Here is a 26,944-nt window from a genome sequence, read left to right as displayed (position 1 = left end):
GACCGAGGGGTTTCCCAATGCGAATGGATCGCCTGACTACCAAATTCCAGGCCGCAATCGCCGATGCGCAGTCACTTGCCGTTGGCCGCGACCACCAGTTCATCGAGCCGTCCCACCTGCTGCTGGCCCTGCTGGATCAGGATGGCGGTACCGTGCGTCACGTGCTCGACCGCGCGGGTGTTAACGTGCGCCAGCTGCGCTCGGCCCTGGGCGAGGCCCTGGACCGCATGCCGCGTGTCGAGGGCGCAGCCGGGGAGGTCCACGTCTCCAATGACCTGGGGCGTTTGCTGAATGTCTGCGACAAGCTGGCCCAGCAGAACAAGGACCAGTACATCTCCAGCGAGTTGTTCCTGCTTGCCGCCGTCGACGAGAAGGGCGGCGTGGGCGAGATGTTGCGCAATGCCGGCGCCAACAAGGACGCGCTGGACAAGGCCATTCATGACATCCGCGGTGGCAGCCAGGTGGACAACCCGGACGCCGAGGAGAGCCGCCAGGCGCTGGAGAAGTACACCACGGACCTCACCGAGCGCGCCGAGCAGGGCAAGCTGGACCCGGTGATCGGGCGGGATGAGGAGATCCGTCGCTCGATCCAGGTGTTGCAGCGCCGCACCAAGAACAACCCGGTGCTGATCGGTGAACCGGGGGTCGGGAAGACGGCGATCGTCGAGGGTCTCGCCCAGCGCATCGTCAACGGCGAGGTCCCCGAGGGACTGAAGGACAAGCGCGTGCTGGCGCTGGACCTGGGCGCGCTGCTGGCCGGCGCCAAGTACCGCGGCGACTTCGAGGAACGGTTGAAGTCCGTGCTCAAGGAGCTGTCGCAGGAAGAGGGTCGCGTCATCCTGTTCATCGACGAGATCCATACGCTGGTGGGCGCCGGCAAGGCCGAGGGCGCGATGGACGCCGGCAACATGCTCAAGCCGGCGCTGGCGCGCGGCGAGCTGCACTGCATCGGTGCGACCACCCTTAACGAATACCGCGAGAACATTGAGAAAGACGCCGCGCTGGAGCGGCGCTTCCAGAAGGTGCTGGTGGACGAGCCGACCCAGGAGGACACCATCGCGATCCTGCGCGGGCTGAAGGAGCGCTACGAGGTGCACCACGGGATCGAGATCACCGATCCGGCCATTGTCGCGGCCGCGCAGCTCTCGCAGCGCTACATTACGGACCGCCAGTTGCCGGACAAGGCGATCGACCTGATCGACGAGGCGGCCAGCCGGATCAAGATGGAGATCGACTCCAAGCCGGAGTCCATGGACCGTCTGGAACGCCGCCTGATCCAGCTGAAGATCGAACGCGAGGCCCTGAAGAAGGAATCCGACGAGGCCTCGAAGAAGCGACTCGACACCCTGGAAGACGAGATCGAGCGTCTGGGGCGCGAGTACTCCGACCTGGAAGAGGTCTGGAAATCCGAGAAGGCCTCGGTCTCCGGTGCCGCGCAACTGAAGGAAGAGCTGGAACGCGCCCGCCTGGAGCTGGAGACGGCCCGCCGTGCCGGGGATCTCTCGCGCATGTCCGAGTTGCAGTACGGGCGTATTCCGGACCTGGAGAAGTCCCTGGCCATGGCTCACGAGATGGAGACCCAGGAGACCCGGCTGCTGCGCACCAACGTGACGGACGAAGAGGTCGCCGAGGTCGTCTCGCGCTGGACCGGTATCCCGGTCGCCAAGATGCTGGAGGGCGAGAAAGACAAGCTGCTGCGGATGGAACAGGCGATCGGCGACCGCGTGGTTGGCCAGACCGAGGCGGTCAATGCGGTGGCCAACGCCATCCGCCGCTCCCGCGCGGGTCTGTCCGACCCGAACCGCCCGAACGGCTCGTTCCTGTTCCTCGGGCCGACCGGCGTGGGCAAGACCGAGCTGACCAAGGCGCTGGCCGGGTTCCTGTTCGACACGCAGGAGGCCATGGTGCGCATCGACATGTCCGAGTTCATGGAGAAGCACTCCGTGGCGCGGCTGATCGGGGCGCCCCCGGGCTATGTTGGTTACGAGGAAGGTGGCTACCTGACCGAGGCCGTGCGCCGCAAGCCGTACTCGGTGATCCTGCTCGACGAGGTCGAGAAGGCGCACCCGGATGTGTTCAACGTGCTGCTGCAGGTGCTGGATGACGGTCGCCTGACCGACGGCCACGGCCGCACCGTGGACTTCCGCAACACGGTGATCGTGATGACCTCCAATCTGGGCTCGCAGCAGATCCAGGAGATGGCTGGCGAGGAGAACTACGCCGTGATGAAGAGCGCGGTAATGGAGATCGTCGGGCACCACTTCCGCCCCGAGTTCATCAACCGCGTGGACGACGTGGTGGTGTTCCATCCGCTGGCGCGCGAACAGATCCGCGCGATCGCGGATATCCAGCTCCAGTACCTGCGCAGGCGACTGGAAGAGCGCGACCTGGGCCTGACCATCACCGACGCCGCGCTGGACCACCTGGGGGCCGCGGGCTTCGACCCGGTCTACGGGGCGCGTCCGCTCAAGCGGGCGATCCAGACCCAGCTGGAGAACCCGCTGGCGCAGGCGCTGCTGGCCGGCGAGTTCGGTCCCGGCGACACCATCGCGGTGGACATCCAGGGTGACCAGCTCCACTTCGGGAAGACCGCCGCCGCTGCCTGACGCAGCATCGCAGCTTGACCCTGTACAAGGCCCGCCTGCGCGGGCCTTTTTTGACCACGGTGACTTTCCCGCGAGGCGGGCTTGCACAACGCGGTATGCTGAAGAATCCAGCACCGCGGGCGGGTCACGCAGCGGGTGCCGACGCTCGCACTCCGTCTCGAATCGGGTGTCTTGCACCGTGGCGGGGCATCCGTTCGCGACGTCCGTGGACGATCGGCGTAGGCTGGGGACGGAAACGGGTTCCGGGCGCATGTCGCGCATACAGCGGGGGGTGCCATGCAGGTATTCGAATGCGAGGTTTGCCACCAGGCGGTGCATTTCGACAACACGATCTGTACCAGCTGCGGGCACCGGCTGGGGTTTCGCCCGGATGCCCTGAGGGTCTCGGCACTGGTGATGGCGGGGGACGCGAAGGATGCCGGCGGGCGTCCGATCCCCGGCGGTTTGTGGCGGGTCGCGGACGACCCGTCCGGGCGTTTGTACCGCCAGTGTCGGCACTATGCCGTGGATGCGGTGTGCAACTGGCTGGTCCCGCATGATGACCCGGATCCCTTCTGCCGCGCCTGCCGTCTGAACAGGACCATTCCGGATCTCAGTGTCCCCGGCAATGCGCGTCTGTGGGAGCGCCTGGAGGTCGAGAAGCGGCGGCTGGTCTACGGCCTGCTGCGGCTGGGGCTGCCGGTGGTGCCCAGGAAGAGCGAGCCTGCAGGCCTGGCGTTCGACTTTCTCGCAGACCCGAACCCCGACTTCCGCGAGGGCGGGCGGGTGGTGACGGGCCATGCCAACGGGCTGATCACGCTCAATATTGCCGAGGCCGACCCCGCGGTGCGTGAGCGCATGCGCGAGGCGATGGCGGAACCGTATCGGACCATCCTGGGCCATTTTCGGCACGAGTCCGCGCACTATTACTGGGACCGCCTGATCCGCGATACCCACTGGCACACGGCGTTTCGCGAGCATTTCGGCGACGAGCGCGAGGATTATGATACGGCCCTGCGGCGCCATTACGCCGCAGGGCCGCCGGCCGACTGGCAGGATGCATTCGTCTCTGCCTATGCCAGCTCTCACCCCTGGGAGGACTGGGCGGAGACCTGGGCGCACTATATGCACATCGTGGATACCCTGGATACGGCGGCGGCCTACGGTATGGACATTGTGCCTCGGGCCGGGCTATCGGCGCGGCTGCGGGCCGACGGCGGGCAGCCGGCCTTCGATGCCTATGCTACGGAAGCGTTCGATCTGCTGATTGACCACTGGCTGCCACTGGCGGGTGCCCTGAACAGCCTCAATCGCAGCATGGGTCACCCGCATGTCTATCCGTTCGTCCTGACTGCGGCGGCCATCGAGAAGCTGGCCTTCGTGCATCGGGTCATTCAGGGTTTCCGCACTGCCGCGCACGTTGCTGGCACGTGGGCCCGCTCGCCGCAGGTGTCGGGTCTCTGAGCGCCAGGCGTCGCGCGCAACCGGGTACCGCGTGCGGGCGCATGATCAGGAGCCTGTCGGGGTGAGACGATTGTCACCAGCGTGGGGCCGGAAAGTGAGGCCTCCGGTTCGGTCTCTCGAGGTGCATGGTGGGTACCATGTAACGAGAGAGAGCGGAGAGGGGGCGGCTCTTCCGCGCGCAGCCGCTTTGTCCAGAGTCTGACAGGCTTCCAGGATCAAGGATGTATAACGTTGCCACCCGTGGCCCGTTCAAGGGGCTGAATCCGCGTATTGCGCCGCTGGCCCTGTTGCTGGTGGTGATCATCGCCCTGCTGGGGGTTTATCGCACCGATGAACTGGGCGCGGCCGTAGGCGATGCGCGCAGCTTCGTTACGCCATTTCTGGAGTGGTACTACGTGGTCATCATGGCCTTCTTCCTGGCCATGGTGGTCTGGCTTGGGGTCGGGCGCTACAAAAATGTCCGCCTGGGCCGGGACGACGAAGTGCCGGAGTTCACCACACTGTCCTGGTTGTCGATGCTGTTTGCCGCGGGCATGGGTGTGGGGCTTCTGTTCTGGGCCGTGGCGGAACCACTGTCGCATTACGGCGGCAACCCTTTCCTGGGGAGCAACGACGAACAGGCCGCAGCCGCTGACATGTCCATGGTGCTGACCTATTTCCACTGGGGGCTGAATGCCTGGGGGGTGTTCGCGCTGCTGGCCCTGATCCTGGCCTATTTCGGATTTCGCAAGGGCCAGCCGCTGGCTTTGCGTTCTGCGCTGCACCCCCTGATCGGAAAGTACAGCCATACCTGGCCGGGGGATCTGGTCGATCTGCTGGCAATCATCGCCACCGTGTTCGGTATTGCGACCACGTTGGGGCTGGGGATCCAGCAGCTGGAGACCGGGCTGGCCCAGACCATCGGGCTCACCCTGGAGGGCGACCGCGGACTGCTGATGCTGACAGCCCTGTTGACGGTGGTGGCCATCGTCTCGGTGGTGGCCGGCATGCAGTCCGGTGTGCAGCGCGTCAGTCAGGCCAATCTCTGGTTTAGCGTGGCCCTGCTGGGATTGCTGCTGGTCTGGGGCCCGACCCAGTACCTGCTGGCCCTGGTGGTGCAGTCCAGCGGCAGTTATTTGCAGAACCTGCTGGGGCTGTCGCTCTACACCCATGCCCATCACATGGATGAGTGGCATTCCGACTGGACGGTCTTTTACTGGGGCTGGTGGCTGGCCTGGGCACCCTTCGTCGGCCTGTTCATTGCGCGTATCTCGCGGGGGCGCACGCTGCGCGAATTCGTGATGGGGGTCCTGCTGGTGCCGACCCTGATCACTTTCTTCTGGCTTGGCATGCTGGGCGGGACGGCCTTGCACGCCGAGGTGGAGGGGATCGGGAACATCGCCGAGCGCGTCTCTGAGGACCTGACCATGGCGACCTTCGCCACCATGGAGACCCTGGAGCCGTGGTGGATCGGGCAGGTCGGGGCGATTCTAATCACGATCCTGATTGCCACCTACCTGCTGACCTCTGCGAACGCCGGCATCGTGGTGATTAATACGCTGCTGGCCCATGGGTCCACCGAACACCGCTCGATACACCTGATCCTCTGGGGCGCGGTGATCGGGGTGGTCACCGGGGTGTTGCTGGTGGCCGGGGGGCTGGAGGTGTTGCAGAACGCGGTCATCCTGGCCGCACTGCCGTTTTCGCTGGTCATGCTGATGATGGTCGTAGGTCTGATTCGGGGCCTGGAGACGGAGCGCTACGCCCCGCGGCCCGGAGAACACAGGATCCTGCCCAGCGAGCCATGGACCGTGCCGCCGGATCGTGTCCATGAGGACTATGATGTGGACGACGATGCCCCCGAGGCGCAAGACGAAGACGATTCGCGTCGGCGCCTTTGAGCTGCGCCCTGAATTGAACCACGAAGCCCACGCAGGAAAGAGCATCGACAGAAAGGGTTGAAGATCGCAAGAGCGATGGGGTGGGGGCTTTTCAGTGATGACGCGACTCGCAGGCGTTTCTTCGCTTCTCCCGGTCTTCCTTGAACGCCCGGGACCTTCTTCGTGTGCTGCGGGGTGAACAGAAAAGGCGCGAGCGGCAGGGAAAGGCCCGCGCTTCCTGCGGCCGCTTTCGGACGGTCGGGGCTTGTCGTAGCCTGTTCGCGACGTTTTTACGAACCGCGAGAGGCACCCATGAGCGATACCCTGCAGTTGTCCGGCGAACTGATCCAGAAGGTCCAGGATCTGCTGACCGAAGTGGACCCGAAGGCGCAGCAACCCATCGTGGCCGTGCAGTACCTGAGCGCGATTACCGGGTTCATGGTTGCGCAGATGCCGGAGTCGGTGAACGAGCGCAAGGAGTACCTGAAGCAGTTGTCGCAGTTCACCGAATCGGTATTCGTGGATGTGGAGAGCCGCAAGCAGGCCGCTCCGCCGCCGCAGGCGGCCAGCGGCGTATGGCGCCCCGGCGACAGCTGATCGGCGCGGGGCTCGAACCCGTATCCCGGGCCCGCGGTCAGTCCTCGCGGGTGTCGGGCTTCCGGTCGCCACGCATCTGCCGCAGCATGGCCTCCTGTTCATTGAAACTGGGCATGCGGCGGCGGCCGCCCACGTCGCGATCGCGGTCGTCGGCTCCGGCAGGGCCGGGATGTCCGGCCTTTTCGGTCTCCTTGATGCGCTGGTATTCCTGCAGTTCGCGGCGGGCGTCCTCGTCGCTGGTATAGCGGCCGCGATAGTCCTGCGGCGGTTTGTGGCCACGGCGCAGGAACACCTGCTTGCGCAGTTCCTTGTTGTAGTCGGTCACACGGCGGTCAATCCACCACAGATCCACGCCCGCCCACAGCAGGGTGATGCCGAGGGGCGCCAGCCACCAGGCGGCGGGGGCGAGCAGGGCCAGGCCCAGCGTGGTGGCCGTGAGCAGCAGGAAGCCGGCGCCACCCCGGGGCTCGCGCAGGTAGAAGCGGTGCAGTCCCAGCGGGAACAGGATCCAGGCCGCGTAGGCCGCGGGGCGTGTCCGCATCTCTTGCGCCAGCCGGGCATTGATGGCCTGCAGGCCACCGCCTTCGAGGTCGAGTTCCTTCCAGGCCTTGCTCATCGCTGCCTCCATTGCATTCGCGTGAGGTTCCACGGTAGCCGCATCCGGGATACGGGGCGATTGTGCGGGTGACGCGTGCGGGGATTTTGTCGCGCGTTCGCCCCGGTAGTCGGTCGGGTCTGGGCGATCGTCGCGAGCGTGAGGCCCTTTTCCCGATCTTCGAGGCGCATCGTGGGGACGCTGTAACAAGAGACAGGGGGAAAGAGCGGCTCTCCTGCCCACGGGCAAGCAGAGCTGCCCGAACCCGACCGGCTCCTAACTTTCCTCGCGCGTGGGGTCGCGCTCCAGCAGGCGGCGCACGGTGTCGTGGACCGGGCGGCCCTGGTAGAGCACGGCGTGTACCTCGGCGCAGATCGGCATGTCCACTTCCAGTGCCCGCGCCCGTGTGACGGCGACCCGGGCCGTCTCCACGCCCTCCACGGACTGGCCGACCCGTGCCCGGGCCGTTGCCAGGTCCAGTCCTTCGCCCAGCATCCGGCCGAGGCGGCGATTGCGCGACTGGTCGTCGGTGCAGGTGAGGATCATGTCCCCCAGTCCGGAGAGGCCGGTCAGGGTGCTGGGGCGGGCGCCGACGGCGGCCCCGAAGCGCTGGATCTCGGCCAGGCCCCGAGTCATTAATGCGGCGCGGGCATTGGTCCCGAAACCGGCGCCATCCGCGATGCCCGTGGCGACGGCCAGTACGTTCTTCAGGGCCCCGCCCAGTTCGACTCCGATCACGTCGGGGTTGCGATAAAGTCGCAGCGATCGCCCGTGCAGGGCCTGCACCAGGCAGTCCATGTGGGCCTCGTCCGTGGATGCGACGGACAGCGCGGTAGGCTGTTCCTGCGCGACCTCGGCGGCGAAGGAGGGCCCGGAGACGAGGGCTGGCGGTCGTTCGGGGCCCAGCTCATCCTCCGCGATTTCGTGCAGCCAGGCGCCGGTTGCGGTCTCCAGCCCCTTGGTTGCCCAGGCCACGATCTGTTGCCGTTTCAGGCGCGGCGCCAGCCAGCGCAGGGTCTCGCGGAATGCACCGGATGGGACCGCGAGCAGGACCAGATCGCGGTCATCGACGCTGGCCGGATCGGCGCTGGCGCGAAGGCTGTCGGGGAAGCGGTGGCCGGGCAGGTAACGGGCATTCTCGCGCGTGTCCTGCAGCTGCGCGGCGGTTGCGGCGTCGCGAACCCACAGGACCACGTCGTCATGCAGACGCGCGGCATGCAGTGCCAGTGCCGTGCCCCAACAGCCGCCTCCGAGGACCGCGATGCGCATCTCAGGGAAACACGGCTGCGTGTACACGCTCGCGGCTTTGTCGCTTTGGCGTGCGTTGAATGTGCGGTGACTGCCGAGCCGTCATTTCGCACAGGGGGGCTGCAATGCCATCCTCGCGCGCCGGGTCTCGGGAGACCTGGGGATGATGCAACGCGAGCGTGCTCATGCAGCCGTGTTGACCCGGGCGCCCGGCGTCAGGCCTGCTGGGTCGGTTCTTGCGCTTCGCCGCCGGCCTTTTGCTGCTGTTCCTGCAGGTGCCGGGCGTACAACGATTCAAAGTTGACCGGTTGCAGCAACAGCTGCGGGAAACCGCCCTTGAGGACCAGGTCGGCAACCGTTTCACGCGCGAAGGGGAACAGCACGTTGGGGCAGTAGGCACCCAGCAGATGGTTGCGCTGGTCTTCGGGGAAGTTGCGCACGATGAACACGCCGGCCTGCTTGATCTCCACCAGATACGCGGTCTTGCCGTTGGACTCGGTCGTTACGGTCAGCCCCAGTTCCACCTCGAAGGCATCTGCGGCGTCGTCGATCGGTCGGGCATTGGTGTTCAACTGGATGTTGGTGTCGCCTTTCCACTCGCGCATGAACACCTCGGGGGAGTCCGGCGCCTCGAAGGACAGGTCCTTGATGAAAACCTTCTGGATGGAGAAGTCCGGACGCGTCTTTTGTTCGTCCTGAGCTGCGCCATTGCCGCTAGTCGGGGTGTTCTCTTCAGCCATGATGGGTCTCGCAGTGTCCTGGATTCGGGATGTGGGTTGTCGAACGAAGTGTCTGGGCGCGGATGTCGGCCGGTCCGGCTGAGACCGTGCCCGCCGGCCTACCCGGAGGCGTCGTCGGTTCCGGGTGCCAGCCCGGCCTTCGCGGCCAGCGGCTCCAGTTCCCCGCGGCTGTCGAGTGCCTGCAGGTCGTCGAAGCCGCCGATATGGGTGTCGCCAAGGAATATCTGGGGGACCGAGGTCCGGCCGCTGGCGCGCTGTTCCATCTCTGCGCGCAGACCCGGTTCGCGGTCGACCGCGTATTCCGTAAACGGGTAGCCGCGCTGGTTGAGCAGGCGTCGGGCGAGCAGGCAGAACGGACAGTGGCCGCTGGAGTAGACTTCGAACTGCATTATTTCTTCTTCACCGGCATGTTGGCGGACTGCCATGCCTGGATGCCGCCCTGCAGGTTGACCACGTCCTGAAACCCGGCTGCAGTGAGCTGTTGTGCGGCGCTTGCAGAACGGTTGCCGCTGCGGCAGTAGACCACCACGGGCGTTTCCTTGTGTTTCTCGATATCACCCATGCGCTTTTGCAGGCTGCCCAGCGGGATGTGCTTGGCGCCGCCGATGCGGCCGGCCGCGACCTCGCTATCCTCGCGCACGTCCAGCACCAGGGTGTCGTCCTGGTTGATCACTCGCACCGCCTCGGCGGGGGACAGCGAACGGTATTTGCGGTTCAGGCGCCGGAATTCGGCGAACAGGATCATGCCGACGACGGCGAGCAGGGCGCCGGTCAGGATGGGGTGATTGGCAAGGAATTCGGGCAGACGTTCAAGCATTCGGGAAACCAGATCGGTGGAGTGATTGTCAGGAGCTGCAGAAAACGTCCTGCATCATACCGATCAGACGGAGGGTCCGGGAGTCCCCGACGCGATAAAAGACCCGGTTGGCGTCTTTGCGGGTGGCGAGAATGCCCTTGTCGCGAAGGATACCCAGGTGCTGCGAGATGTTGCTCTGCGAGGTCCCGACCTGATCCACGATTTCCTGTACGCTGATTTCGCGATCACCGAGAATGCAGAGAATCTTCAGGCGTAGCGGGTGGGACATGGCCTTGAGCGAGCGCGAGGCACGCTCGATGTCTTCGTCCTGGGACATCAGGCCGTCTTCGACCGATATTTCGAATTCAACCGTTTCGTTGCTCACGGGATGCCTCTTCTTGGTTGCGAGGGGATCTTGCAACCGGGTCAGAATATAAGAACCTAAACGTACCCCGATATGCGAATTTGCGCAATCTTGACTCCCCGTAGCGGTTTCCGTGCCCTGTTCTGGTGTATGCCGTTGACCCTGTTGCTGGCGGGTGCTGCGGTGGCTCTGGAGCCGGAGGCCGAGCTGCGCGAGACCCGCGAGGCCATACAGGATATACAGCGCAGTCAGCAGGAGCGCCAGGCGGCGCTGGAGCACCTGGAAGACCTTCTGGCGGAGGCCGCCCGCGGGACCGAGACCTCACGGCGCGAGCTGCGCGAGCTGGAGCAGGCCCAGTCGCAGCAGGAGAAGCTGGTAGCCGAACAGGAGGCTCGTGTCGACGCGGCTCGTGACCGCCTGGATGCCGAGCGCGCGGTGGCTGCACGCCTGGTGCGCGACCAGTGGCAGCGCGAGCGTCATCCCGGGCGCAGCCCCGATCGAGCCGGTGATGACCGTCACCACGCGGCCTTTGCCACGCGCATTCGCAGCGCCCGGGAGCAGGCGCTGGCGGGGCTGCGCGAGGGCCTGGAGGCGCTGGAAGCGGCGCGCGAGGAGCTGGCGCGCGAACGCGAGGTGCTGGCCGACAAGGAGGCGCAGGCGCGAGCTGCCCTGGCCGAGTTCGAGCGCGAGGCGGCGCGCCAGTATCAGGCCATGTCCGAGTTGGAGGCAGCCATCCAGGATGAAAAGCTGGAGCTGGAGCGACTGCAGCGGAACGCCGAGACCCTGGAGGCCGTGATCGAGGAGGTCGAGGCTCGCAGCACGGCGCGCGCACGGGCACGGGAGGCGGCCCCGGCGATGCGGCCGGGTGTGGACTTCGCCCAGCTGGAGGGTGAATTGCCGCGCCCGGCAGAGGGTCGGGTGATCCGTCGTTTCAACGAGTCGCGGGGCAGCGGGTTGCGCTCGCGCTGGCGCGGTACGGTGCTGGCGGTCGAGAATGGCGAGACGGTTCGGTCCGTGCACGACGGGCGCGTGGCGTATGCCGACTGGATGCAGGGCTACGGTTTCCTGGTGATCGTGGACCACGGCGATCGCTACCTGACGCTTTACAGCAATGTTGAGGAGATCCTGGTGGCCGAGGGTGATTCGGTCGCGGCCGGACAGCAGCTGGCGGTCGCCGGGACCGGAAGCGAGGCGATTGCCCCCGGGTTGTATTTCGAGATCCGCCACAACGGGGGGCCATTGAACCCTGAGGGCTGGTGGCCCTCTCAATAGGCAGGGTGCCCGGCGCCGGGGCGAACAGGCCGGAAAACGGCGCGTATTCAGGCGCGGATCACGTTGCCGGTGCTACCATCACCACAACAAGTCACCTCAAGTGAGGACAGGTTCATGAGTAAGTCTTGCCGCACCGGATATGCCCTGGTTGTCGGGTTGGTGGTCGGGGTCATGCTGAGTGTTTCGGTGGCCGTCTACGCTGACCGTGGCAACGGCGCGAACTCTGCGCTTCCGATCGAGGATCTGCAGCGATTCACCGATGTGTACATGCGCATCAAGCGCAACTTCGTCACCGAGGTGGAGGACAAGGATCTTCTGGACAACGCAATCCAGGGGATGCTGTCCGGTCTGGATGAACACTCGGCCTATCTGGATGAGCAGGACTTTGAGGACATGCAGGTCGGGACCTCCGGTGAGTTCGGCGGTCTTGGCATCGAAGTGGGTATGGAAGACGGCTTCGTGAAGGTGATTGCCCCGATCGACGACACCCCGGCCAGCCGCGCCGGCATCGAGGCAGGGGATTTGATCGTCCGTCTGGATGGCGAGTCGGTGCAGGGGATGTCCCTGTCCGATGCCGTCGCGACGATGCGTGGCGAGAAGGGTTCTGATATCACCCTGACCGTGCTGCGCGAGGGCAAGGACACTCCGATGGAGATCACCATCACCCGCGACGTGATCCAGGTGCAGAGCGTGCGCTCCGAGGTCGTGGAGGATGGCTATGGCTATATCCGCATCAGCAACTTCCAGCAGCGCACGGCACGCGACCTTGTCCGCACGGTGGAAGAGATGCAGGAGGAGGGTGAGCTCAAGGGCCTGATCCTCGATCTGCGGAATAACCCCGGCGGCATCCTGAACGGCGCCGTGGGTGTGTCCGACGCCTTCCTTGAGGAAGGTCTGATCGTGTACACCGAGGGTCGGCGCGAGGATTCGCAGTTCCGCTACCGGGCCTCGCCTGGCGACGTCCTTAACGGGGCGCCGATGGTGGTGCTGGTCAACCGCGGTTCGGCCTCGGCCTCGGAGATCGTCGCGGGTGCCCTGCAGGACAACAAGCGGGCCGTGGTCATGGGGCAGAACACCTTTGGCAAGGGCTCGGTCCAGACCATCCTGCCGCTGACGGAGAGCACTGGCATCAAGCTCACGACTGCGCGTTATTTCACCCCCAAGGGGCGTGCGATCAATTCGGACGGGATCGAACCGGATATCCGTCTGCAGCAGCTCGTGGTGCAGCGCTCCGACGACGATAATGGTGGTGTGCGCCTGGGGCGCGATGGTCTGCCGGAGGCGGTAGACGGCGACGATGACGATAACGGCGAGACCCTGGCCGAGCGCGACTACGGCATGAACGAGGCGCTCAACCTGCTCAAGGGTCTGAACTTCTACAACCGTCGCTAGGAATCTGCAGGAGTCGGGACGGATCTGCTGCGCGTGCGGGACGGCGGCCCCTTTTCCGCGCTCTCTCGACATAGCCCCGCTATGCGCCTCGAGAGACCGCAAAAAGGGCCCCGCTTTGCCCGTACGCTCGCGACGATCGCCCCAACCCGACAGGCTCCTGGCACGGTACAGTCAGCGAGGGCTTGCAAATGCCGAGTGTGCTGGTGCCCCTGGCTGCCGGGGCCGAGGAGCTGGAGGCAGTCACCGTAATCGACCTGCTGCGGCGGGCCCGGTTCGAGGTGACGGTGGCCGGGCTGGAGTCCGGCCCGGTGACCTGTTCCCGCGGCACGGTCATCCAGCCGGATACCCCCCTGGACCCGGTGCTGGATGCTACCTTCGACCTGATCGTACTGCCGGGTGGTCTGCCCGGCGCCGACCACCTGCGGGATGATGCCCGGGTGCAGGGGCTCCTGCGGGCCCAGGCCGAACGTGGCGGTTTTGTCGCGGCGATCTGTGCCGGCCCCAGGGCTCTGGCCGCGGCCGGGCTGCTGGAGGGGCGGCGGGTGACGGCCTACACCGGTGCCCTGGATGCCGCCGGGGTGCCCTCCAGCGGCGCCCTAGTGGAGGTGGACGGGCGCCTGATCACCGGCCGTGGGCCGGGTGCCGCGATGGACTTCGCCCTGACCCTGATCGAGCAGCTCGCCGGGCGGGCCGCCCGTGACGCCGTCGAAGGCCCCCTGCTCAGGCCCTGATTCCGCGGCCCGGGGCGCGGCGCGCCAGAGCGGTCAACAGCGCTTCACAGGAAGGTGGGGAGACAGGACGAGATTCGTGTTGAGCATTCCGGGGTAATCGCACTGCCCTCAACCCCTGCCAATCTTCCCGTCTGCCTGTTGCTGCTTTTGCCTTCTGGGTTGGCGACGAGCGTTCGCCACACCTCGGGGCGCAGGATGGGATGCGCCCAGCGAATCCCGTCGAGGGCGCTGCGCCAATCGGGCACGGTGCGTTTCGCTACGTTCAACCGCACCCTGTCACAGTGGTGGCGGGGTGCCGGCCCGGGTGCAAACCATCCCCGGGACGGGCTGAACGTCGTTGCGAATCAGGTCTTCCTTTGCTGCCTGCGTGGTGCGATCGCCTTATCGGTTATCCCACGGTGGCGTAGCGGGTGGCGCTGCCCAGCCAGCGCTCGATCAGGGCGGTGGCACGGGGCGTGTCGCTTTCGACCTGCAACGCGAGCCGGGTGGCCGCGTCCAGGAGATCCTGATCGCGAGCCCAGTCGGCGACGCGGAAGCTGCGATCGCCGGTCTGGCGTGTGCCCAGCAGTTCCCCCGGGCCACGCAGCTTCAGGTCGACCTCGGCGATCTCGAAGCCATCGTTGGTGCGACGCATGGCCTCCAGGCGCTCGCGGGCGGTGTCGCCCAGTGGCGGGCGGTACAGCAGTACGCAGGCGGAGGCGGTATTGCCGCGCCCGACCCGACCCCGTAGCTGGTGCAGCTGTGACAGGCCCATGCGTTCCGCATTCTCGATGATCATCAGGCTTGCATTGGGTACATCGACACCGACCTCGATCACCGTGGTGGCCACCAGCAGATCAATGCCACCGGCACGGAAGTGCTCCATCACGGCATCGCGTTCGCGGCCCTTCATGCGCCCGTGCGCCAGGCCGATGCTCAGTTCGGGGAGTGCCGCGCGCAGGCGCTCGGCCGTGGCCTCGGCGGACTCCGCCTCCAGCTGTTCCGATTCCTCTACCAGCGGGCAGACCCAGTAGGCCTGGGTACCGGCACCGCAGGCAGCGCGGATGCGCTCGATGACCTCGTCCCGGCGCTCGTGGCTGATCAGTGCGGTGCGCACGGGGCTGCGGCCAGGGGGGCGTTCGTCGATCACCGAGCTGGCGAGTTCCGCGTACAGGGCCATGGCGAGGGTGCGCGGGATCGGGGTTGCGGTCATGATCAGCTGGTGAGGCATCCAGCCATTGCCCTTGTCGCGGAGGGCCATGCGCTGGTGGACTCCGAAGCGGTGCTGCTCGTCGATGATGGCCAGTCCCAGACGGTGGAAGCGAACCTCTTCCTGGAACAGGGCGTGGGTGCCAATCGCGACCTGGCGCTGGCCGTCGGCCAGCTCGGCGAGCAGTTGACCGCGCTCGTTCGCGGTCTGACGGCCCCCCAGCCAGGCGATGGAGACGCCCAGCGGCTCCAGCCACTGGGCGAGGTTGCGCCCGTGCTGGCGCGCCAGCAGTTCGGTCGGGGCCATGAAGGCGACCTGGTAGCCGGCCTCCACCGCCGCCAGTGTGGCCGCCACCGCGACCAGGGTCTTGCCCGAGCCCACATCGCCCTGCACCAGCCGGTTCATCGGCTGCGGTTGCGCCAGGTCGGCGAGGATCTCGGCGGTCACACGTTCCTGTGCGCCAGTCGGCTTGAAGGGCAGCTGCTGGCGCAGCCGTTGCCACAGGGCTCCGGGCGGCCGGATGACCGGGGCGCTGCGCCGATCCCGTGGTGTTCGACTGTGCTGAATGCGTGCCAGCTGGTGGGCGCAGAGTTCCTCCAGAGCCAGGCGGGTGCGCGCCGGGCTGCGCGGCTCCGCTGGTTCCGGCGCGTCCCGGGTATCGCTCTGCGCCGGGGGATGGTGCAGCTGTTCCAGCGCGGGATGCAGTCCCGGCAGGCCCTGCCGGGACAGTTCGGGCAGCAGATCTGGCAGGGCCTGCATCCCGGGCAGGGCATGTGCCACCAACCGGCGCAGCAGGTTTTGCGAGAGGCCCTCGGCCGCGGGGTAGATGGGGGTCAGGTGTGATTCCAGCGCGGGCGGGGTGTTCCCCACGGTCTGCACCTCCGGGTGCACGCATTCCAGCGCGCCCGGTACGCCGCGGGGTTCGCCAAAGGCGCGGATGCGCGTACCCGGGCTCAGGCGTCGCTGCTGGTTGGCCCCGAAGTGGAAGAAACGCAGCAGGATTTGCGCCCGGTCGTCGGCCAGTGTCACCACCAGCATGCGCCGGCGGCGATGAACCACTTCGGCATGGGTAACGCGCCCGTCGAACAGGGCGGCCTGGCCCGGGCGCAGTGCCGCAAGCGGGGTCAGTCGAGTGCGATCCTCGAACCGGAGTGGCAGGTGAAACAGCAGGTCCCTCGCCTGCCGCAGACCGAGGCGCTCAAGGCGCTCGGCCACGGCCGGACCCACCCCCTTCAGCGTAGTCAGCGGGGCCTGCAGGTCCACCGATGCGGTCCGCGTGGCGTGTTCAGCCGCGCGGGCAGTAGGCAATGGCGTCCATCTCCACCTGGGCGCCCTTGGGGAGGGCGGCCACGCCGATCGCGGCGCGTGCGGGGTAGGGCTCGCCAAAGACCTCGGTCATGATCTCGTTGACCAGCGGGAAGTGACTGAGGTCGGTCAGGAAGATATTCAGCTTGGCGATGTCAGCCGTGCTCGCCCCGGCCGCTTCGAGGACGGCCTGCAGGTTGGTGAACACCTGGCGGATCTGATTCTCAATGCCGCCACCGACAAGCTCCATGGTGGTCGGGTCCAGCGGGATCTGGCCTGACAGGTACAGCGTGTCGCCGGCATGCACGGCCTGGGAATACGGGCCGATGGCGGCCGGGGCGTTTTCGGTCTGGATGATCTCGCGGGTCATGCGGGCTCCTTGTTCGGCCGAATGGATTGTCGAGGCTGGCGTTATTCTACTGATCCGGGCGCCGCTGTGGGGTGCCCGCAGACTCGGCAGAACAGGGCGCGGATGGATACACTGCGCGGCTCACGGACAACGACACAGAGGAAGCAGGTAATGACGGGATACGCACTGGCGAACGTGCTGCATGTACTGGCGGTGGTGATCTGGGTGGGCGGCATGTTCTTCGCCTACATGTTCCTGCGCCCGGTGGCGGGGCAGCAGCTTGAGGGGATGGCCCGGCTGAAGCTCTGGGAGGGGGTGTTCGCGCGCTTCTTCCCCTGGGTCTGGGTTTCGGTGCTGGTGATCCTGGCGACCGGGTTCTACATCATCTTCGGGGTATTCAGCGGCATGGGGGGCGTGCACCCCAGCGTGCATACCATGTTGCTGCTGGGGCTGGTCATGATGGCCATTTTTGCCCACGTGTTTTTCGCTCCGTTCCGCCGCATGCGTCAGGCGATTGCGGCGGATAACGCCGCCGAGGGACTGCGGCGGCTGGGCCAGATTCGCATCCTGGTCGGGATCAATACGGTGATTGGCCTGGTGACCATCGCGGTCGCCGCGGGTGGTCGTCTGCCCCTGTAAGCGGATCTTTCGTCGCCGTTGCGAATGCCGGGGCTCGCCCCGGTTCGGGGTGCCTGCGTACGGGCGTGATTCAATCTGACCTGGCGTTACGTCTGCCCCGGCCCAGTGCCGGGTGCCAGACGAGCCGTGGCGCAGCCGGCGGTTCCAGCATCAGCGCCGCGTTCTGCCCGAAGTCTGTCAGCCAGGTGGCAAGCAGCGCGTCGGGAAGTTCGGCGATGGCGAGCCCCGGCTCGTCGGGCCAGTGTCCCTGCGGGTCGCGATTGCAGGCGGGCCAGGCCGCCAGTCCCCGGTCGCGGACGGCGGCCTCCAGCTGGCGCTGGCGGTGGGCGTTGGCCGTGGCGCTCATGGGCTGGCTGCCGGGGTTGCAGGCGGTCAGGATCACCAGCCGGTGCAGGCCATGGTGGCGCATCCAGGCCGCGACAGCCGGCGCGGGCTGGTCGACGTGGAACAGGTGACGCCCGGTTGCAGTCGTCAGTTCGTAGTCGGCGGCGCGATAGGCCTGTTCCAGTGCCGGGGTGCGCCGCGGCGGCGGTTGTGGGGATGCGGTGTGCCGGCTGCCGGAGTTGTGGTCGCCCCCTGGAAGGATCGGCTGGCTATGGCGGGTTTCGCGGGTTGCCATGTCCATGTCACCTCACAGGTAAGGCGTTAACAGGCGCGCGGCGCCGTCGCGTAGCTGGCCGAGCAACGGTCGCGCGCGCACCTCTTCGAGCGTCAGGGGGTGAGCCTGTGCGCGCAGGTCGTCGGCCCAGCGTGCGAGCTCCGCGCCGAGACCGCGATCCAGGCATTCCAGATTGAACTCGAAGTTCAGGCGCAGGCTGCGCGGGTCCCAGTTGGCCGACCCGACCAGGGCCCATTCCCGGTCGACCAGCATGAGCTTGGAATGATTGAAGGGCTCGGGCGTGAGCCACAGTCGGCAGCCACGTTCCAGCAGCTCGGCCTGTTGCGGACGGCTGGCCCATTCCACCAGACGCAGGTTGCTGCGCGCCGGTATCAGGATGTCCACTTGCACCCCGCGCAGGGCCGCGGCCTTGAGGGCTCCGGTCAGGGCGACGCCGGGCAGGAAGTACGGGGTCGCGATGGTGACCTGCTCGCGGGCCTCGGCCAGCGCCACCTGCAACGTGAAATGGAGGACCTCGAAGTCCTCGTCCGGGCCATCCGGCAGACCGCGGCAGGCCCTTGCCCCCGCGGCAGCGAGGGTCTCCGGGAACCATTTCGACCCGTTCAGGCGCTCGCCGGTGGCGAACAGCCAGTCCTCCCCGAATACGCGCTGCAGCTGGGCGCAGGCAGGGCCTCGCAACTCGAAGTGGAGATCCTGGACGGGGTGTCGGCCGGGGTCGGCATGGCTGTGTCCGCGACGGATGTTCATGCCCCCGGTGAACGCGCGCTGGCCGTCGACCACCAGCATCTTGCGGTGATTGCGCAGATTGAAGGCGGCGAGGCTGCGGGGCAGGTGAACCGGCATGAAGGTCGCAGCCGGGATCCCGGCGCGGCGCAGCCGGCGGAGGGTATTGCGCCGGCTGTAGCGAGCGCCGATGGCGTCGATCAGGACACGCACTTGCACGCCGCGGTCCCGGGCCTGATGCAGGCATGTGATGAAGCGTTCGCCCACCGGGTCGCAGTCGAAGATATAGGTGGCCAGAGCGATGCTGTCGCGGGCGTTGTCGATCGCGTCCAGCATGCGCGCATAGGCGCGATCACCGTCGAACAGGGGGTCGATGGCGTTGCCGCCGGTCAGACGGAACGGGCTCAGCTGGTCCCCGGCTCGCAGCAGGCGCGCCCAGCGCGCCGGGGGCTCGATCCGGGTGGTGTGCTCGAGGCTGGGGTCGGTGATCAGGTAGCCGGCGCGCAACGCGTGGGCGCGGCGCCGGATGCGATTGACGCCAAACAGCCAGTAGAGCAGGGAACCGGCCAGGGGCAGCAGCACGATCAGTCCGACCCAGGCGATGATGGTGCCGGTATCGCGGCGCTGCAGCAGGGCGTGCACGGCGCTGGCCGCCGCGAAGACGAAGACGGCAGCCGCAGTGATACTGGCGATCCAGCCTGTATCCGGCACGAGCGGGCTCCTCCGTTGCTGCGATCCGGTATTGCGTTTGGCCGCCGCGCCGTGGAATGCCCGGCGCTTGCCCGCTACAGTACGCGGGCCGGGCCCGGCATGAAAGCCCGGCTTATCCACGTCCGCGAGACCGCCGATGACCGATACCGAGACCCTGGGTCTGTTCCCCGGCAGTAGCGAGCAGCTGCCGCTGAAGGACTTCACCGAGAAGGCGTACCTGGACTATTCCATGTACGTGATCCTGGACCGAGCGCTGCCGCATATCGGTGACGGGCTCAAGCCCGTGCAGCGCCGCATCATCTACGCGATGAGCGAGTTGGGGCTGTCGGCCACGGCCAAGTACAAGAAGTCCGCGCGCACCGTTGGCGACGTGCTCGGCAAGTTCCATCCGCATGGCGACTCGGCCTGCTACGAGGCGATGGTGCTGATGGCGCAGCCGTTCTCCTACCGCTACCCCTTTGTCGATGGCCAGGGCAACTGGGGTTCGCCGGACGATCCCAAGTCCTTCGCCGCGATGCGCTACACCGAGTCGCGCCTGTCGCGCTACGCCCGCTTGCTGTTGTCCGAGCTGGGGCAGGGCACCGTGGACTGGGTGCCGAATTTCGACGGCGCGCTGGAGGAGCCGAAGGTGTTACCGGCCCGGCTTCCGAATGTGCTGCTGAACGGTGGCTCCGGGATCGCCGTGGGCATGGCCACCGACATCCCGCCGCACAACCTGCGCGAGGTGGCCGCGGCCTGCGTACACCTGCTGGAGCACCCGAAGGCGACGGTGGCGGAGCTGTGCGAGCACCTGCCGGCGCCGGATTTTCCCACCGAGGCCGAGATTATTTCCCCGCCCGCCGAGCTGCGGCGGGTCTACGAGACCGGGCAGGGCTCGATCCGCGCGCGGGCGCGCTATGAACGCGAAGGCGACGACATCGTGGTCACCGCGCTGCCGCACCAGGTCTCCGGGGCCAAGCTGCTGGAGCAGATCGCCAGCCAGATCCGCGCGAAGAAGCTGCCGATGGTCGAGGACCTGCGCGACGAGTCCGATCACGAGCACCCGACCCGTCTGGTGATTACCCCGCGCTCGAACCGCGTCGATGTCGAGGCGCTGATGGCCCACCTGTTCGCGACCACGGATCTGGAAAAGACCTACCGCGTGAACATGAATGTGATCGGCCTCGACGGGCGCCCGCAGGTGCGCGACCTGGCCGGGCTGCTCAGTGAATGGCTGACCTTCCGCATCGAGACCGTGCGCCGGCGCCTGCAGTGGCGCCTCGAAAAGGTGCAGGCGCGGCTGCATGTGCTGGAAGGCCTGCTGACCGCTTATCTCAACATCGATGAGGTGATCGCGATCATCCGCGAGTACGACCAGCCCAAGCCCGAACTGATGAGCCGCTTTGGCTTGAGCGATATCCAGGCCGAGGCGATCCTGGAACTGAAGCTGCGCCACCTGGCCAGGCTCGAGGAGATGAAGATCCGCGGCGAGCAGGACGAACTGGCCCGCGAGCGCGACCAGCTGGAGAAGACCCTGGGGTCCGAACGCCGCCTGCGCACCCAGGTGCGCCGCGAGATCGAGAAAGACGCCGCGGACTATGGCGACGAGCGCCGCTCGCCGCTGGTCCAGCGCGCCGCCGCGCAGGCCCTGGACGAATCCGCGCTGGTGCCCACCGAGCCGCTGACCATTGTGCTGTCGGAGAAGGGCTGGGCGCGCGCGGCCAAGGGCCACGACGTGGATGCCCGCGGTCTGAACTACAAGGCCGGGGATGCCTTCCAGGCCGCAGTCACCGGGCGTAGCAACCAGCCGGTCGTGTTCATCGACTCCACCGGCCGTACCTATACCATTCCCGCCCATACCCTGCCGTCCGCGCGCGGGCAGGGTGAGCCGCTATCCGGTCGCGTGAACCCGCCGGAGGGCGCACATTTTGTCGGCATGGCCACCGGGGCGGAGGAGGACCGCTGGCTGCTGGGCTCGGATCATGGCTACGGTTTCGTCGTGAAGCTTGGCGATCTGCTGGGCCGGCAGAAGGCGGGCAAGAACGTGCTCACTGTGCCCGACGGGTCCGCGGTGCTGCAGCCGGCGCCGGTGCGCAATCCGCACGAGGACCACATCGCGGTCGTCACCACCCGCGGCTACCTGCTGTTGTTCCCGGCCGTTGACCTCCCGGAACTGGCGCGCGGCAAGGGCAACAAGCTGATCGGTATCCCTTCTGCAGCACTGAAGGACGGCACCGAGCGGGTGCTCGATGCGGCCGTTCTGGGACCACAGGACACCCTGGTCGTGCATGCGGGCAAGCGTTTCAAGGCGCTGGCCCCGGCCGAGTGGGCGGCGTATGTGGCCGCGCGCGCCCGCCGCGGGCGCCGGCTGCCGCGCGGCTACCAGAACGGGGATCGCCTGGAAGTACGGCCAGCCTGAACCCGGAGCGGCAATCGTGGTCTGTTCCCGGGGCGCTTGAATTCCAGTAAAGTGCCCCGAGTATTAGCGCATCCTGATTGAATATCTATGGGGTACAGGAAGGCTTCATGAAACGTATTGCGTTGTTTCTGGCGACGAACTTCGCCATCATCATCGTGCTCAGCATTACGCTGCGCATCCTGGGAGTGGAGCGCATCCTCGACGACGAGGGGGTTCACCTCGACCTGAATGCGCTGCTGATCTTTGCTGCGGTATTCGGGTTTGGTGGTTCCTTTATCTCGCTGGCCATCTCCAAGTGGATGGCGAAGAAGACGATGAAGGTCCACGTGATCGACAAACCGCGCAACGCCACCGAGCAGTGGCTGCTGGAGACCGTCAAGCGCCAGGCGCGTGAGGCCGGGATCGGCATGCCGGAGGTGGGCATCTATGACTCGCCGGACCCGAACGCCTTCGCTACCGGCATGAGCAAGAACAATGCACTGGTTGCGGTCAGCACCGGACTGATGCAGAACATGGGGCAGGGCGAGGTCGAGGCCGTGCTGGGCCACGAGGTCGGGCACGTGGCCAATGGCGACATGGTCACGCTGGCACTGATTCAGGGGGTGGTGAACACCTTCGTGATCTTCCTCGCGCGCGTGATCGGGCACTTCGTCGATCGGGTCGTCTTCAAGAACGAGTCGGGCCATGGCCCGGCATTCTGGATCACGACCATCGTCGCCGAGATCATCCTGGCGATCCTGGCCTCGATCATCGTCATGTGGTTCTCGCGTCAACGCGAGTTCCGCGCCGACGAGGCCGGGGCGAAACTGGCCGGACGCGACAAGATGATCGGTGCGCTGGAGTCGCTGGCGCGTGCCTCCGGACGCCAGGTGGACATGCCCGATCAGATGGCGGCGTTCGGTATCCGCGGGGGCATGGCCGAGGGGCTGAAGAAACTGTTCATGAGCCACCCGCCGATCGAGCAGCGCATCGCGTCGCTGCGTGCCAACGGCTGAACCGGGTAACGGGGCCTCTGGCAGATATCGGAAGGCCGCCATCAGGGCGGCCTTCTTCGTTCAGGCCGGGGCCCATTCGCGGCGCATGGATGAACCAGCGTCTCCCTAACAGACGGGGTTAATAGAACCGGCCGCGTCCGGGCGCACCGCCAGCCGCGAGGGCCGCGTCCCCGACAAATGGATTGCTGCGGCGTTCTGCTCCGAAGGTGGACTCCGGCCCGTGACCGGGGACAAAACGGGTGTCGTCCCCCAGAGGCCAGAGCTTGCCGGTGATGGATTCGAGCAGTTCGCGGCCGTTGCCGTGGGGGAAGTCGCTGCGGCCGATGGCGCCATGGAAGAGGACATCGCCGACCAGAGCCAGCCGGCTTGCGGGCTCGTGGAACACCACGTGGCCCGGGGTGTGCCCGGGGCAGTGCAGCACGTCCAGGGTGAGTTCGCCCAGTTCGACGCGGTCGCCGTCTTCCAGCCATTGGTCCGGGGTCAGGGGCGGGATCTCGGGTACCCCGAAGACCCGCGCCTGATTCGGCAGCTGATCCAGCCAGAAAGCGTCGGCGCGATGCGGTCCGATGATCGGCAGGCCGGCCACCCGGGCCAGTTCGGCCGTAGCGCCGACATGGTCCAGGTGGCCATGGGTCAACAGAATCTTATCCAGGCGCACGCCTTGTTCGCGGGCGATCTGCGCCAGGTCTGCGGCATCTGCGCCGGGGTCGACCCAGGCGCCGGCGCCGGTAACGTCGCACCAGATCAGGGTGGCGTTTTGTGCCAATGGGGTGACGGGGTGGCTCAGGTGACGAAGCATAATGATGGATCCGTAAATGAGGGCGTGGTTTCGGGCCGGGGAGCACTCATCAGTGCCGCCCCGGCGACTGTACTCGAACTCGGGAATAGATCGCTTGGGTGGGCGTCTTTCCGGTATGCAAGTCTTCGAGGGTGTGGGTTGGTGGCGACAGAGTGAATGTGTGACTTTCATTGCATTTTTCTGTTGACACCAGCATCTCCATATTAGAAGATTCGCATACGCTAATTGCTGACCTCCCCCTGTCAGCGGTTAGTGGACTCCTCCATCCTCCTTTGGTGGTTTTCTTGGCGCGGGCTCTGGCCCGCGTTTTTTTTGCCTGCCATTGGCCTCCCGGTCGCGCGCATGTCTACCATGGTCGCTGCTCGGCCTGCCGTGCCCGCACAACAGTGATCTCCGGGTGCGGCGTGTACATTCATCCGTGTTTTCCCGACCGGCCGCTTTGCCATGACCCGACGTCTGAACAGTCTGCGTACCGCAGTGTTGTCCTTCGTGTTGTTACCGCTGTTGCTGCTGATGGCGGCCGTAGTGGCGCTCGGACTGCAGGAATTCCAGACACAGATGGAGAACCGTATGCAGGAGGATATCGAGCTGGTCGCGCGCTCGATCCGTCTGCCGGTGGCCAGTGCGATGCTGCAGGACGATGCCGCGGCGGTGCAGCAGTCGCTGGATTCGCTGTTTCAGATCGAGGAGGTATTCGGGGTCTACGTCTACGATGCCGACGGACGTATGGTGGCAGCCAGTGGTCCCCCGAGTCCGACTCTGCAGCGGCGCGGGGAGGCGCGGGTGATCAGCGAAACCGGGAGTCTCGGGGCCTTTGGCGAGCACCGGGGCCGCGAGACCTTCTCCTTTTTTCTGCCGCTGTCCGATCCCGCCGGGCGGATTGTCGGATTGTTGCAGGTGACCCGCGATGTGACCCCGTTCCGAGCCTATGTGACTCAGTTGCAGGGCCAGGGCCTGGTGTTGTTGCTGGCGGTGTCCGGGCTGTTCCTGCTGGTGGTCCTGTTCGGCTATCACCGCGCGGTGGGCCGGCATGTCTCGCGCTTGATGGCCGCCATGGGTGCGATCGGGGAGGGCCAACGTGGTCTGCGCGCACCGGAGGTCGGGCCGGCCGAGTTGCGCGGGCTGGCGGTGTCGATGAATCGCATGATGGAGCGGCGCGAGGCCTCGGAGGCTGAACTGGAGGTTCAGCGCCGTGAACAGGTGCGCCTGGAGGAGAAATTGCGGCACTCGGAAAAGCTGGCGGCCATCGGCCAGCTTGCGGCCGGGGTGGCGCATGAGCTGGGGACGCCCCTGGGCATTATTGCGGGGCGGGTGCAGCGCGCGATCCGGCACCTGCCGGACGGGGATCCGGCGCGCAAGGAGATGCAGGCCCTGAAGGCCGAGCTGGAGCGGGTGGAGGTGATTGTGCGCCAGTTGCTGGACTTCGCCCGGCGTAACCCGCTGCAGCAGCGATCGCTGGAGCTGGGGACGCTGGTGGCGGATCTGATCGAACGCGTCCGCTCCCGTCATTGCGATCGGGCAGTGGCGTTTCACGTGGATGGCGAACCGCTGACGCTGGTGGCCGATCCGCTGCGTCTGGGGCAGGCCCTGGAGAATCTGCTGGAGAACGCGTCCCAGGCGGCGGCACGCGCGGTGGAGGTGAGCTGGAGGGCGGTGCCGGAGGGCGTCGAGCTGGTGGTGGCGGATGATGGCCCCGAGGCCGGGCGCGGGATTGGGGATGACCAGGCCGAGCGCCTGTTCGAACCGTTCTACACCACCAAGCCGACCGGTCAGGGCACCGGGCTCGGCCTCGCCGTGGTGCAGGTCGCCCTGGAAGATCACGGCGGACAGGTGCAGCTGGATCGCAGTGTGCCGGGGGCGACGCGCTTCATCGTGACCCTGCCAATGGAACCCGGGGATCGCAAAGGCACTGGCACCAGTGACGAGGAGATGTCCCGATGAGTGGCCGGATGCAGACCCGGGAGTCGGTCCTGGTTGTGGAAGACGATCGAGGCCACCGCGAGCTCCTGGCGGAGGAGCTGAGCGAGGCGGGATATGCCGTGACCGCAGTGGGCAGCGCCGAGGATGCCGAACAGGTGCTGGCGCAGCATACCTTCAGTCTGGTAGTCAGTGATCTGCGCCTGCCGGGGGCTGACGGCTTCCGGGTGCTGGAGGTGACGCGGGCGCTGGCACCCATCCCCGGATTCATCATGCTGACCGGTTTCGGGACCATTGATCAGGCGGTGACCGCGCTGAAGGCCGGGGCCGACGACTTCCTTACCAAGCCGGTGGATCTGGACCATCTGCGTCTGGCTGCCGACCGCGTCACTGAGGCCCGCCAGTTGCAGGCCGAGGTCCGCCGTTACCGGGAGGTGCTGGCGCAGGGTAACGGCTTCCATGGCATGCAGGGTTCCAGCCCGGCCATGTTGCGGTTGTTCGATCTGATTCGGCGGATTGCGGTGGCCGACGGCAGTGTGCTGATTACCGGCGAATCCGGTACCGGCAAGGAGCTGGTAGCCCGTGCCCTGCACGCCGAGAGTCCGCGCGCCGAGGGGCCGTTTGTCGCGATCAACTGTGCGGGCATCCCCGAAGCCCTGCTGGAGTCGGAATTGCTGGGGCATGTCGCCGGTGCCTTCAGCGGGGCCCGGGGGGCGCGCCGTGGCCTGTTCACCGAGGCAGACGGGGGGACCCTGTTCCTGGACGAGATCGCGGAGATGCCTGCGGCGATGCAGAGCAAGCTGCTGCGGCTACTGCAAGATGGCCGCGTGCGGCCCGTGGGGTCCAACGAGGAGATCGCCACGAACGTGCGCATCGTGGCCGCTACGCACCAGGACCTGCAGGCGCACATCGCCGAGGGGCGTTTCCGCGAGGATCTGTATTACCGGCTGGAGACCTTTCGTATCGAGATCCCGCCACTGCGCGAGCGTGGCGAGGATGTCGAGCGATTGGCGCTGCAGTTCCTGCGCGAACAGAGTCTGGCCCGAGGTCTCCCCGAACGGCGCTTGAGCCCGGAGGCGCTGCGTGCCCTGCTGCGTTACCCGTTCCCCGGCAACGTGCGCGAACTGGCGAGCCTGATGGAGCGGGCCGCCACGCTGGCGGCGGGCGAGGTCATCGAGCCCTGCGATCTGCCCGAGCGGATCTTCGAGCAGGGAGGGGCCGCGACTGACCCCGCCGCAACTGGGCCGGCGGATGCGGGGGGTGCCCCGGTGCCGGGTGTGGCGGATGACACCCAGTGGCCGACGCTGGAGGAGCGCGAACGCGAATACATCCAGCGGGTACTGGAACACGTGGGCGGCAACAAGCAGCGCGCGGCGCGAATCCTCGGGATTGGCCGCAAGACCCTTTATCGCAAGCTCGGAGAAATCGACCCGACGTGACAGCCTGACCCGGGTCAGGTCGACCCATGTGTCAGCCTGACCCACTCTAGCGGGCCCCGGCCGGACCCTGTGTGGGGTCGTTTTCTGTTTGTAAGTATCTGACTAGTAAGTTCGTTTTTGGTATTTTTCTTTTTTGGCACGCCACCTGCATTTGCTTTGAGCAGCAACCAGGGCCGCCGACCGGACCCAACCGGGAGAATCGGCCTCCATACGTTGCG

23 protein-coding genes are annotated in these 26,944 nt (G+C 66.6%); 12 read left to right on the top strand and 11 right to left on the bottom strand.

Annotated elements, in window-relative coordinates:
* Positions 1 to 23 precede the first annotated feature (23 nt).
* The 4 genes from clpB to G332_RS0103905 all read left to right on the top strand — a co-directional run bounded on the left by clpB (position 24) and on the right by G332_RS0103905 (position 6,505).
* Positions 24 to 2,606, top strand: a complete 2,583-nt coding sequence (gene clpB, locus G332_RS0103920) for an ATP-dependent chaperone ClpB (RefSeq protein WP_019625688.1) — start codon at positions 24 to 26, stop codon at positions 2,604 to 2,606.
* 276 nt (positions 2,607 to 2,882) lie between these two features.
* Positions 2,883 to 4,049, top strand: coding sequence for a putative zinc-binding metallopeptidase (locus tag G332_RS0103915; RefSeq protein WP_019625687.1), 1,167 nt, complete (start codon positions 2,883 to 2,885; stop codon positions 4,047 to 4,049).
* 221 nt (positions 4,050 to 4,270) lie between these two features.
* Positions 4,271 to 5,929 carry a BCCT family transporter gene (locus G332_RS0103910; protein ID WP_019625686.1) on the top strand — a complete coding sequence of 553 codons (1,659 nt, stop codon included), beginning with the start codon at positions 4,271 to 4,273 and terminating at the stop codon, positions 5,927 to 5,929.
* Between the two features lie 291 nt (positions 5,930 to 6,220).
* Entirely contained in the window at positions 6,221 to 6,505 is a 285-nt protein-coding gene (locus tag G332_RS0103905; protein WP_019625685.1) for a hypothetical protein, read from the top strand.
* Positions 6,506 to 6,542: 37 nt separating this feature from the next.
* On the opposite strand, the gene G332_RS0103900 is transcribed toward G332_RS0103905, so the two are convergent.
* From G332_RS0103900 to G332_RS0103875, 6 genes are all read right to left on the bottom strand, one after another.
* A complete protein-coding gene (locus G332_RS0103900) occupies positions 6,543 to 7,121 on the bottom strand; it encodes a hypothetical protein (RefSeq protein ID WP_019625684.1) in 579 nt (192 codons plus the stop codon).
* A 255-nt stretch (positions 7,122 to 7,376) separates the two neighbouring features.
* Positions 7,377 to 8,369, bottom strand: a complete 993-nt coding sequence (locus G332_RS0103895; protein ID WP_019625683.1) for an NAD(P)H-dependent glycerol-3-phosphate dehydrogenase — start codon at positions 8,367 to 8,369, stop codon at positions 7,377 to 7,379.
* A gap of 194 nt (positions 8,370 to 8,563) precedes the next feature.
* Positions 8,564 to 9,088: a protein-export chaperone SecB gene (gene secB, locus G332_RS0103890; protein ID WP_019625682.1), complete on the bottom strand. Its 525-nt coding sequence runs from the start codon at positions 9,086 to 9,088 to the stop codon at positions 8,564 to 8,566.
* A gap of 98 nt (positions 9,089 to 9,186) precedes the next feature.
* On the bottom strand, positions 9,187 to 9,477 hold the full coding sequence (gene grxC, locus G332_RS0103885; RefSeq protein WP_019625681.1) for a glutaredoxin 3: 291 nt from the start codon (positions 9,475 to 9,477) through the stop codon (positions 9,187 to 9,189).
* Positions 9,477 to 9,905 carry a rhodanese-like domain-containing protein gene (locus tag G332_RS0103880; protein WP_019625680.1) on the bottom strand — a complete coding sequence of 143 codons (429 nt, stop codon included), beginning with the start codon at positions 9,903 to 9,905 and terminating at the stop codon, positions 9,477 to 9,479. Before G332_RS0103880 ends, grxC begins: the two co-directional genes overlap by 1 nt.
* Before the next feature lie 28 nt (positions 9,906 to 9,933).
* On the bottom strand, positions 9,934 to 10,269 hold the full coding sequence (locus tag G332_RS0103875; RefSeq protein WP_019625679.1) for a helix-turn-helix transcriptional regulator: 336 nt from the start codon (positions 10,267 to 10,269) through the stop codon (positions 9,934 to 9,936).
* A gap of 129 nt (positions 10,270 to 10,398) precedes the next feature.
* On the opposite strand from G332_RS0103875, the gene G332_RS0103870 reads away from it, so the two are divergent.
* The 3 genes from G332_RS0103870 to G332_RS0103860 all read left to right on the top strand — a co-directional run bounded on the left by G332_RS0103870 (position 10,399) and on the right by G332_RS0103860 (position 13,643).
* Positions 10,399 to 11,520 carry a murein hydrolase activator EnvC gene (locus tag G332_RS0103870; protein ID WP_019625678.1) on the top strand — a complete coding sequence of 374 codons (1,122 nt, stop codon included), beginning with the start codon at positions 10,399 to 10,401 and terminating at the stop codon, positions 11,518 to 11,520.
* Between the two features lie 114 nt (positions 11,521 to 11,634).
* Positions 11,635 to 12,912 carry a S41 family peptidase gene (locus tag G332_RS0103865; protein ID WP_026340570.1) on the top strand — a complete coding sequence of 426 codons (1,278 nt, stop codon included), beginning with the start codon at positions 11,635 to 11,637 and terminating at the stop codon, positions 12,910 to 12,912.
* A gap of 188 nt (positions 12,913 to 13,100) precedes the next feature.
* Positions 13,101 to 13,643, top strand: coding sequence for a DJ-1 family glyoxalase III (locus G332_RS0103860; protein WP_019625676.1), 543 nt, complete (start codon positions 13,101 to 13,103; stop codon positions 13,641 to 13,643).
* Between the two features lie 388 nt (positions 13,644 to 14,031).
* Here the strand turns inward: G332_RS0103860 and recG are convergent, their stop codons facing one another.
* Positions 14,032 to 16,140 (bottom strand): ATP-dependent DNA helicase RecG, encoded by a 2,109-nt coding sequence (gene recG / locus G332_RS0103855; protein ID WP_081619743.1) that lies wholly within the window; start codon positions 16,138 to 16,140, stop codon positions 14,032 to 14,034.
* On the bottom strand, positions 16,118 to 16,507 hold the full coding sequence (locus G332_RS0103850; protein WP_019625674.1) for a RidA family protein: 390 nt from the start codon (positions 16,505 to 16,507) through the stop codon (positions 16,118 to 16,120). Before G332_RS0103850 ends, recG begins: the two co-directional genes overlap by 23 nt.
* Positions 16,508 to 16,657: 150 nt before the next feature.
* Between G332_RS0103850 and G332_RS0103845 the strand changes: the two genes are divergently transcribed.
* Positions 16,658 to 17,125, top strand: coding sequence for a CopD family protein (locus tag G332_RS0103845; protein WP_019625673.1), 468 nt, complete (start codon positions 16,658 to 16,660; stop codon positions 17,123 to 17,125).
* Between the two features lie 70 nt (positions 17,126 to 17,195).
* On the opposite strand, the gene G332_RS0103840 is transcribed toward G332_RS0103845, so the two are convergent.
* Both G332_RS0103840 and cls read right to left on the bottom strand, forming a co-directional pair.
* Positions 17,196 to 17,750 (bottom strand): DUF3293 domain-containing protein, encoded by a 555-nt coding sequence (locus G332_RS0103840; protein ID WP_019625672.1) that lies wholly within the window; start codon positions 17,748 to 17,750, stop codon positions 17,196 to 17,198.
* 6 nt (positions 17,751 to 17,756) lie between these two features.
* Positions 17,757 to 19,178 (bottom strand): cardiolipin synthase, encoded by a 1,422-nt coding sequence (cls, locus tag G332_RS0103835; protein WP_019625671.1) that lies wholly within the window; start codon positions 19,176 to 19,178, stop codon positions 17,757 to 17,759.
* A 136-nt stretch (positions 19,179 to 19,314) separates the two neighbouring features.
* Here cls and parC point away from each other — a divergent pair, with 136 nt between their 5' ends.
* Both parC and htpX read left to right on the top strand, forming a co-directional pair.
* The gene (parC, locus tag G332_RS0103830) at positions 19,315 to 21,576 is read left to right on the top strand and encodes a DNA topoisomerase IV subunit A (protein WP_019625670.1); all 2,262 of its coding nucleotides are present in this window, start codon (positions 19,315 to 19,317) and stop codon (positions 21,574 to 21,576) included.
* A 107-nt stretch (positions 21,577 to 21,683) separates the two neighbouring features.
* Positions 21,684 to 22,571: a protease HtpX gene (htpX, locus tag G332_RS0103825; protein ID WP_019625669.1), complete on the top strand. Its 888-nt coding sequence runs from the start codon at positions 21,684 to 21,686 to the stop codon at positions 22,569 to 22,571.
* 118 nt (positions 22,572 to 22,689) lie between these two features.
* On the opposite strand, the gene G332_RS0103820 is transcribed toward htpX, so the two are convergent.
* Positions 22,690 to 23,370 (bottom strand): MBL fold metallo-hydrolase, encoded by a 681-nt coding sequence (locus G332_RS0103820; protein WP_019625668.1) that lies wholly within the window; start codon positions 23,368 to 23,370, stop codon positions 22,690 to 22,692.
* 444 nt (positions 23,371 to 23,814) lie between these two features.
* Between G332_RS0103820 and G332_RS0103815 the strand changes: the two genes are divergently transcribed.
* Both G332_RS0103815 and G332_RS0103810 read left to right on the top strand, forming a co-directional pair.
* The gene (locus G332_RS0103815) at positions 23,815 to 25,311 is read left to right on the top strand and encodes an ATP-binding protein (RefSeq protein WP_019625667.1); all 1,497 of its coding nucleotides are present in this window, start codon (positions 23,815 to 23,817) and stop codon (positions 25,309 to 25,311) included.
* Entirely contained in the window at positions 25,308 to 26,726 is a 1,419-nt protein-coding gene (locus G332_RS0103810; protein WP_026340569.1) for a sigma-54 dependent transcriptional regulator, read from the top strand. The genes G332_RS0103815 and G332_RS0103810 overlap by 4 nt, the downstream gene beginning before the upstream one ends.
* The last annotated feature ends 218 nt before the right edge of the window (positions 26,727 to 26,944 follow it).

This window comes from Thioalkalivibrio sp. ALJT, from assembly GCF_000381825.1.
GTDB lineage: Bacteria > Pseudomonadota > Gammaproteobacteria > Ectothiorhodospirales > Ectothiorhodospiraceae > Thioalkalivibrio.
The sequence above is the reverse complement of the archived record's forward strand: the minus strand, read 5'-3'. Positions and strand labels throughout refer to the sequence as shown.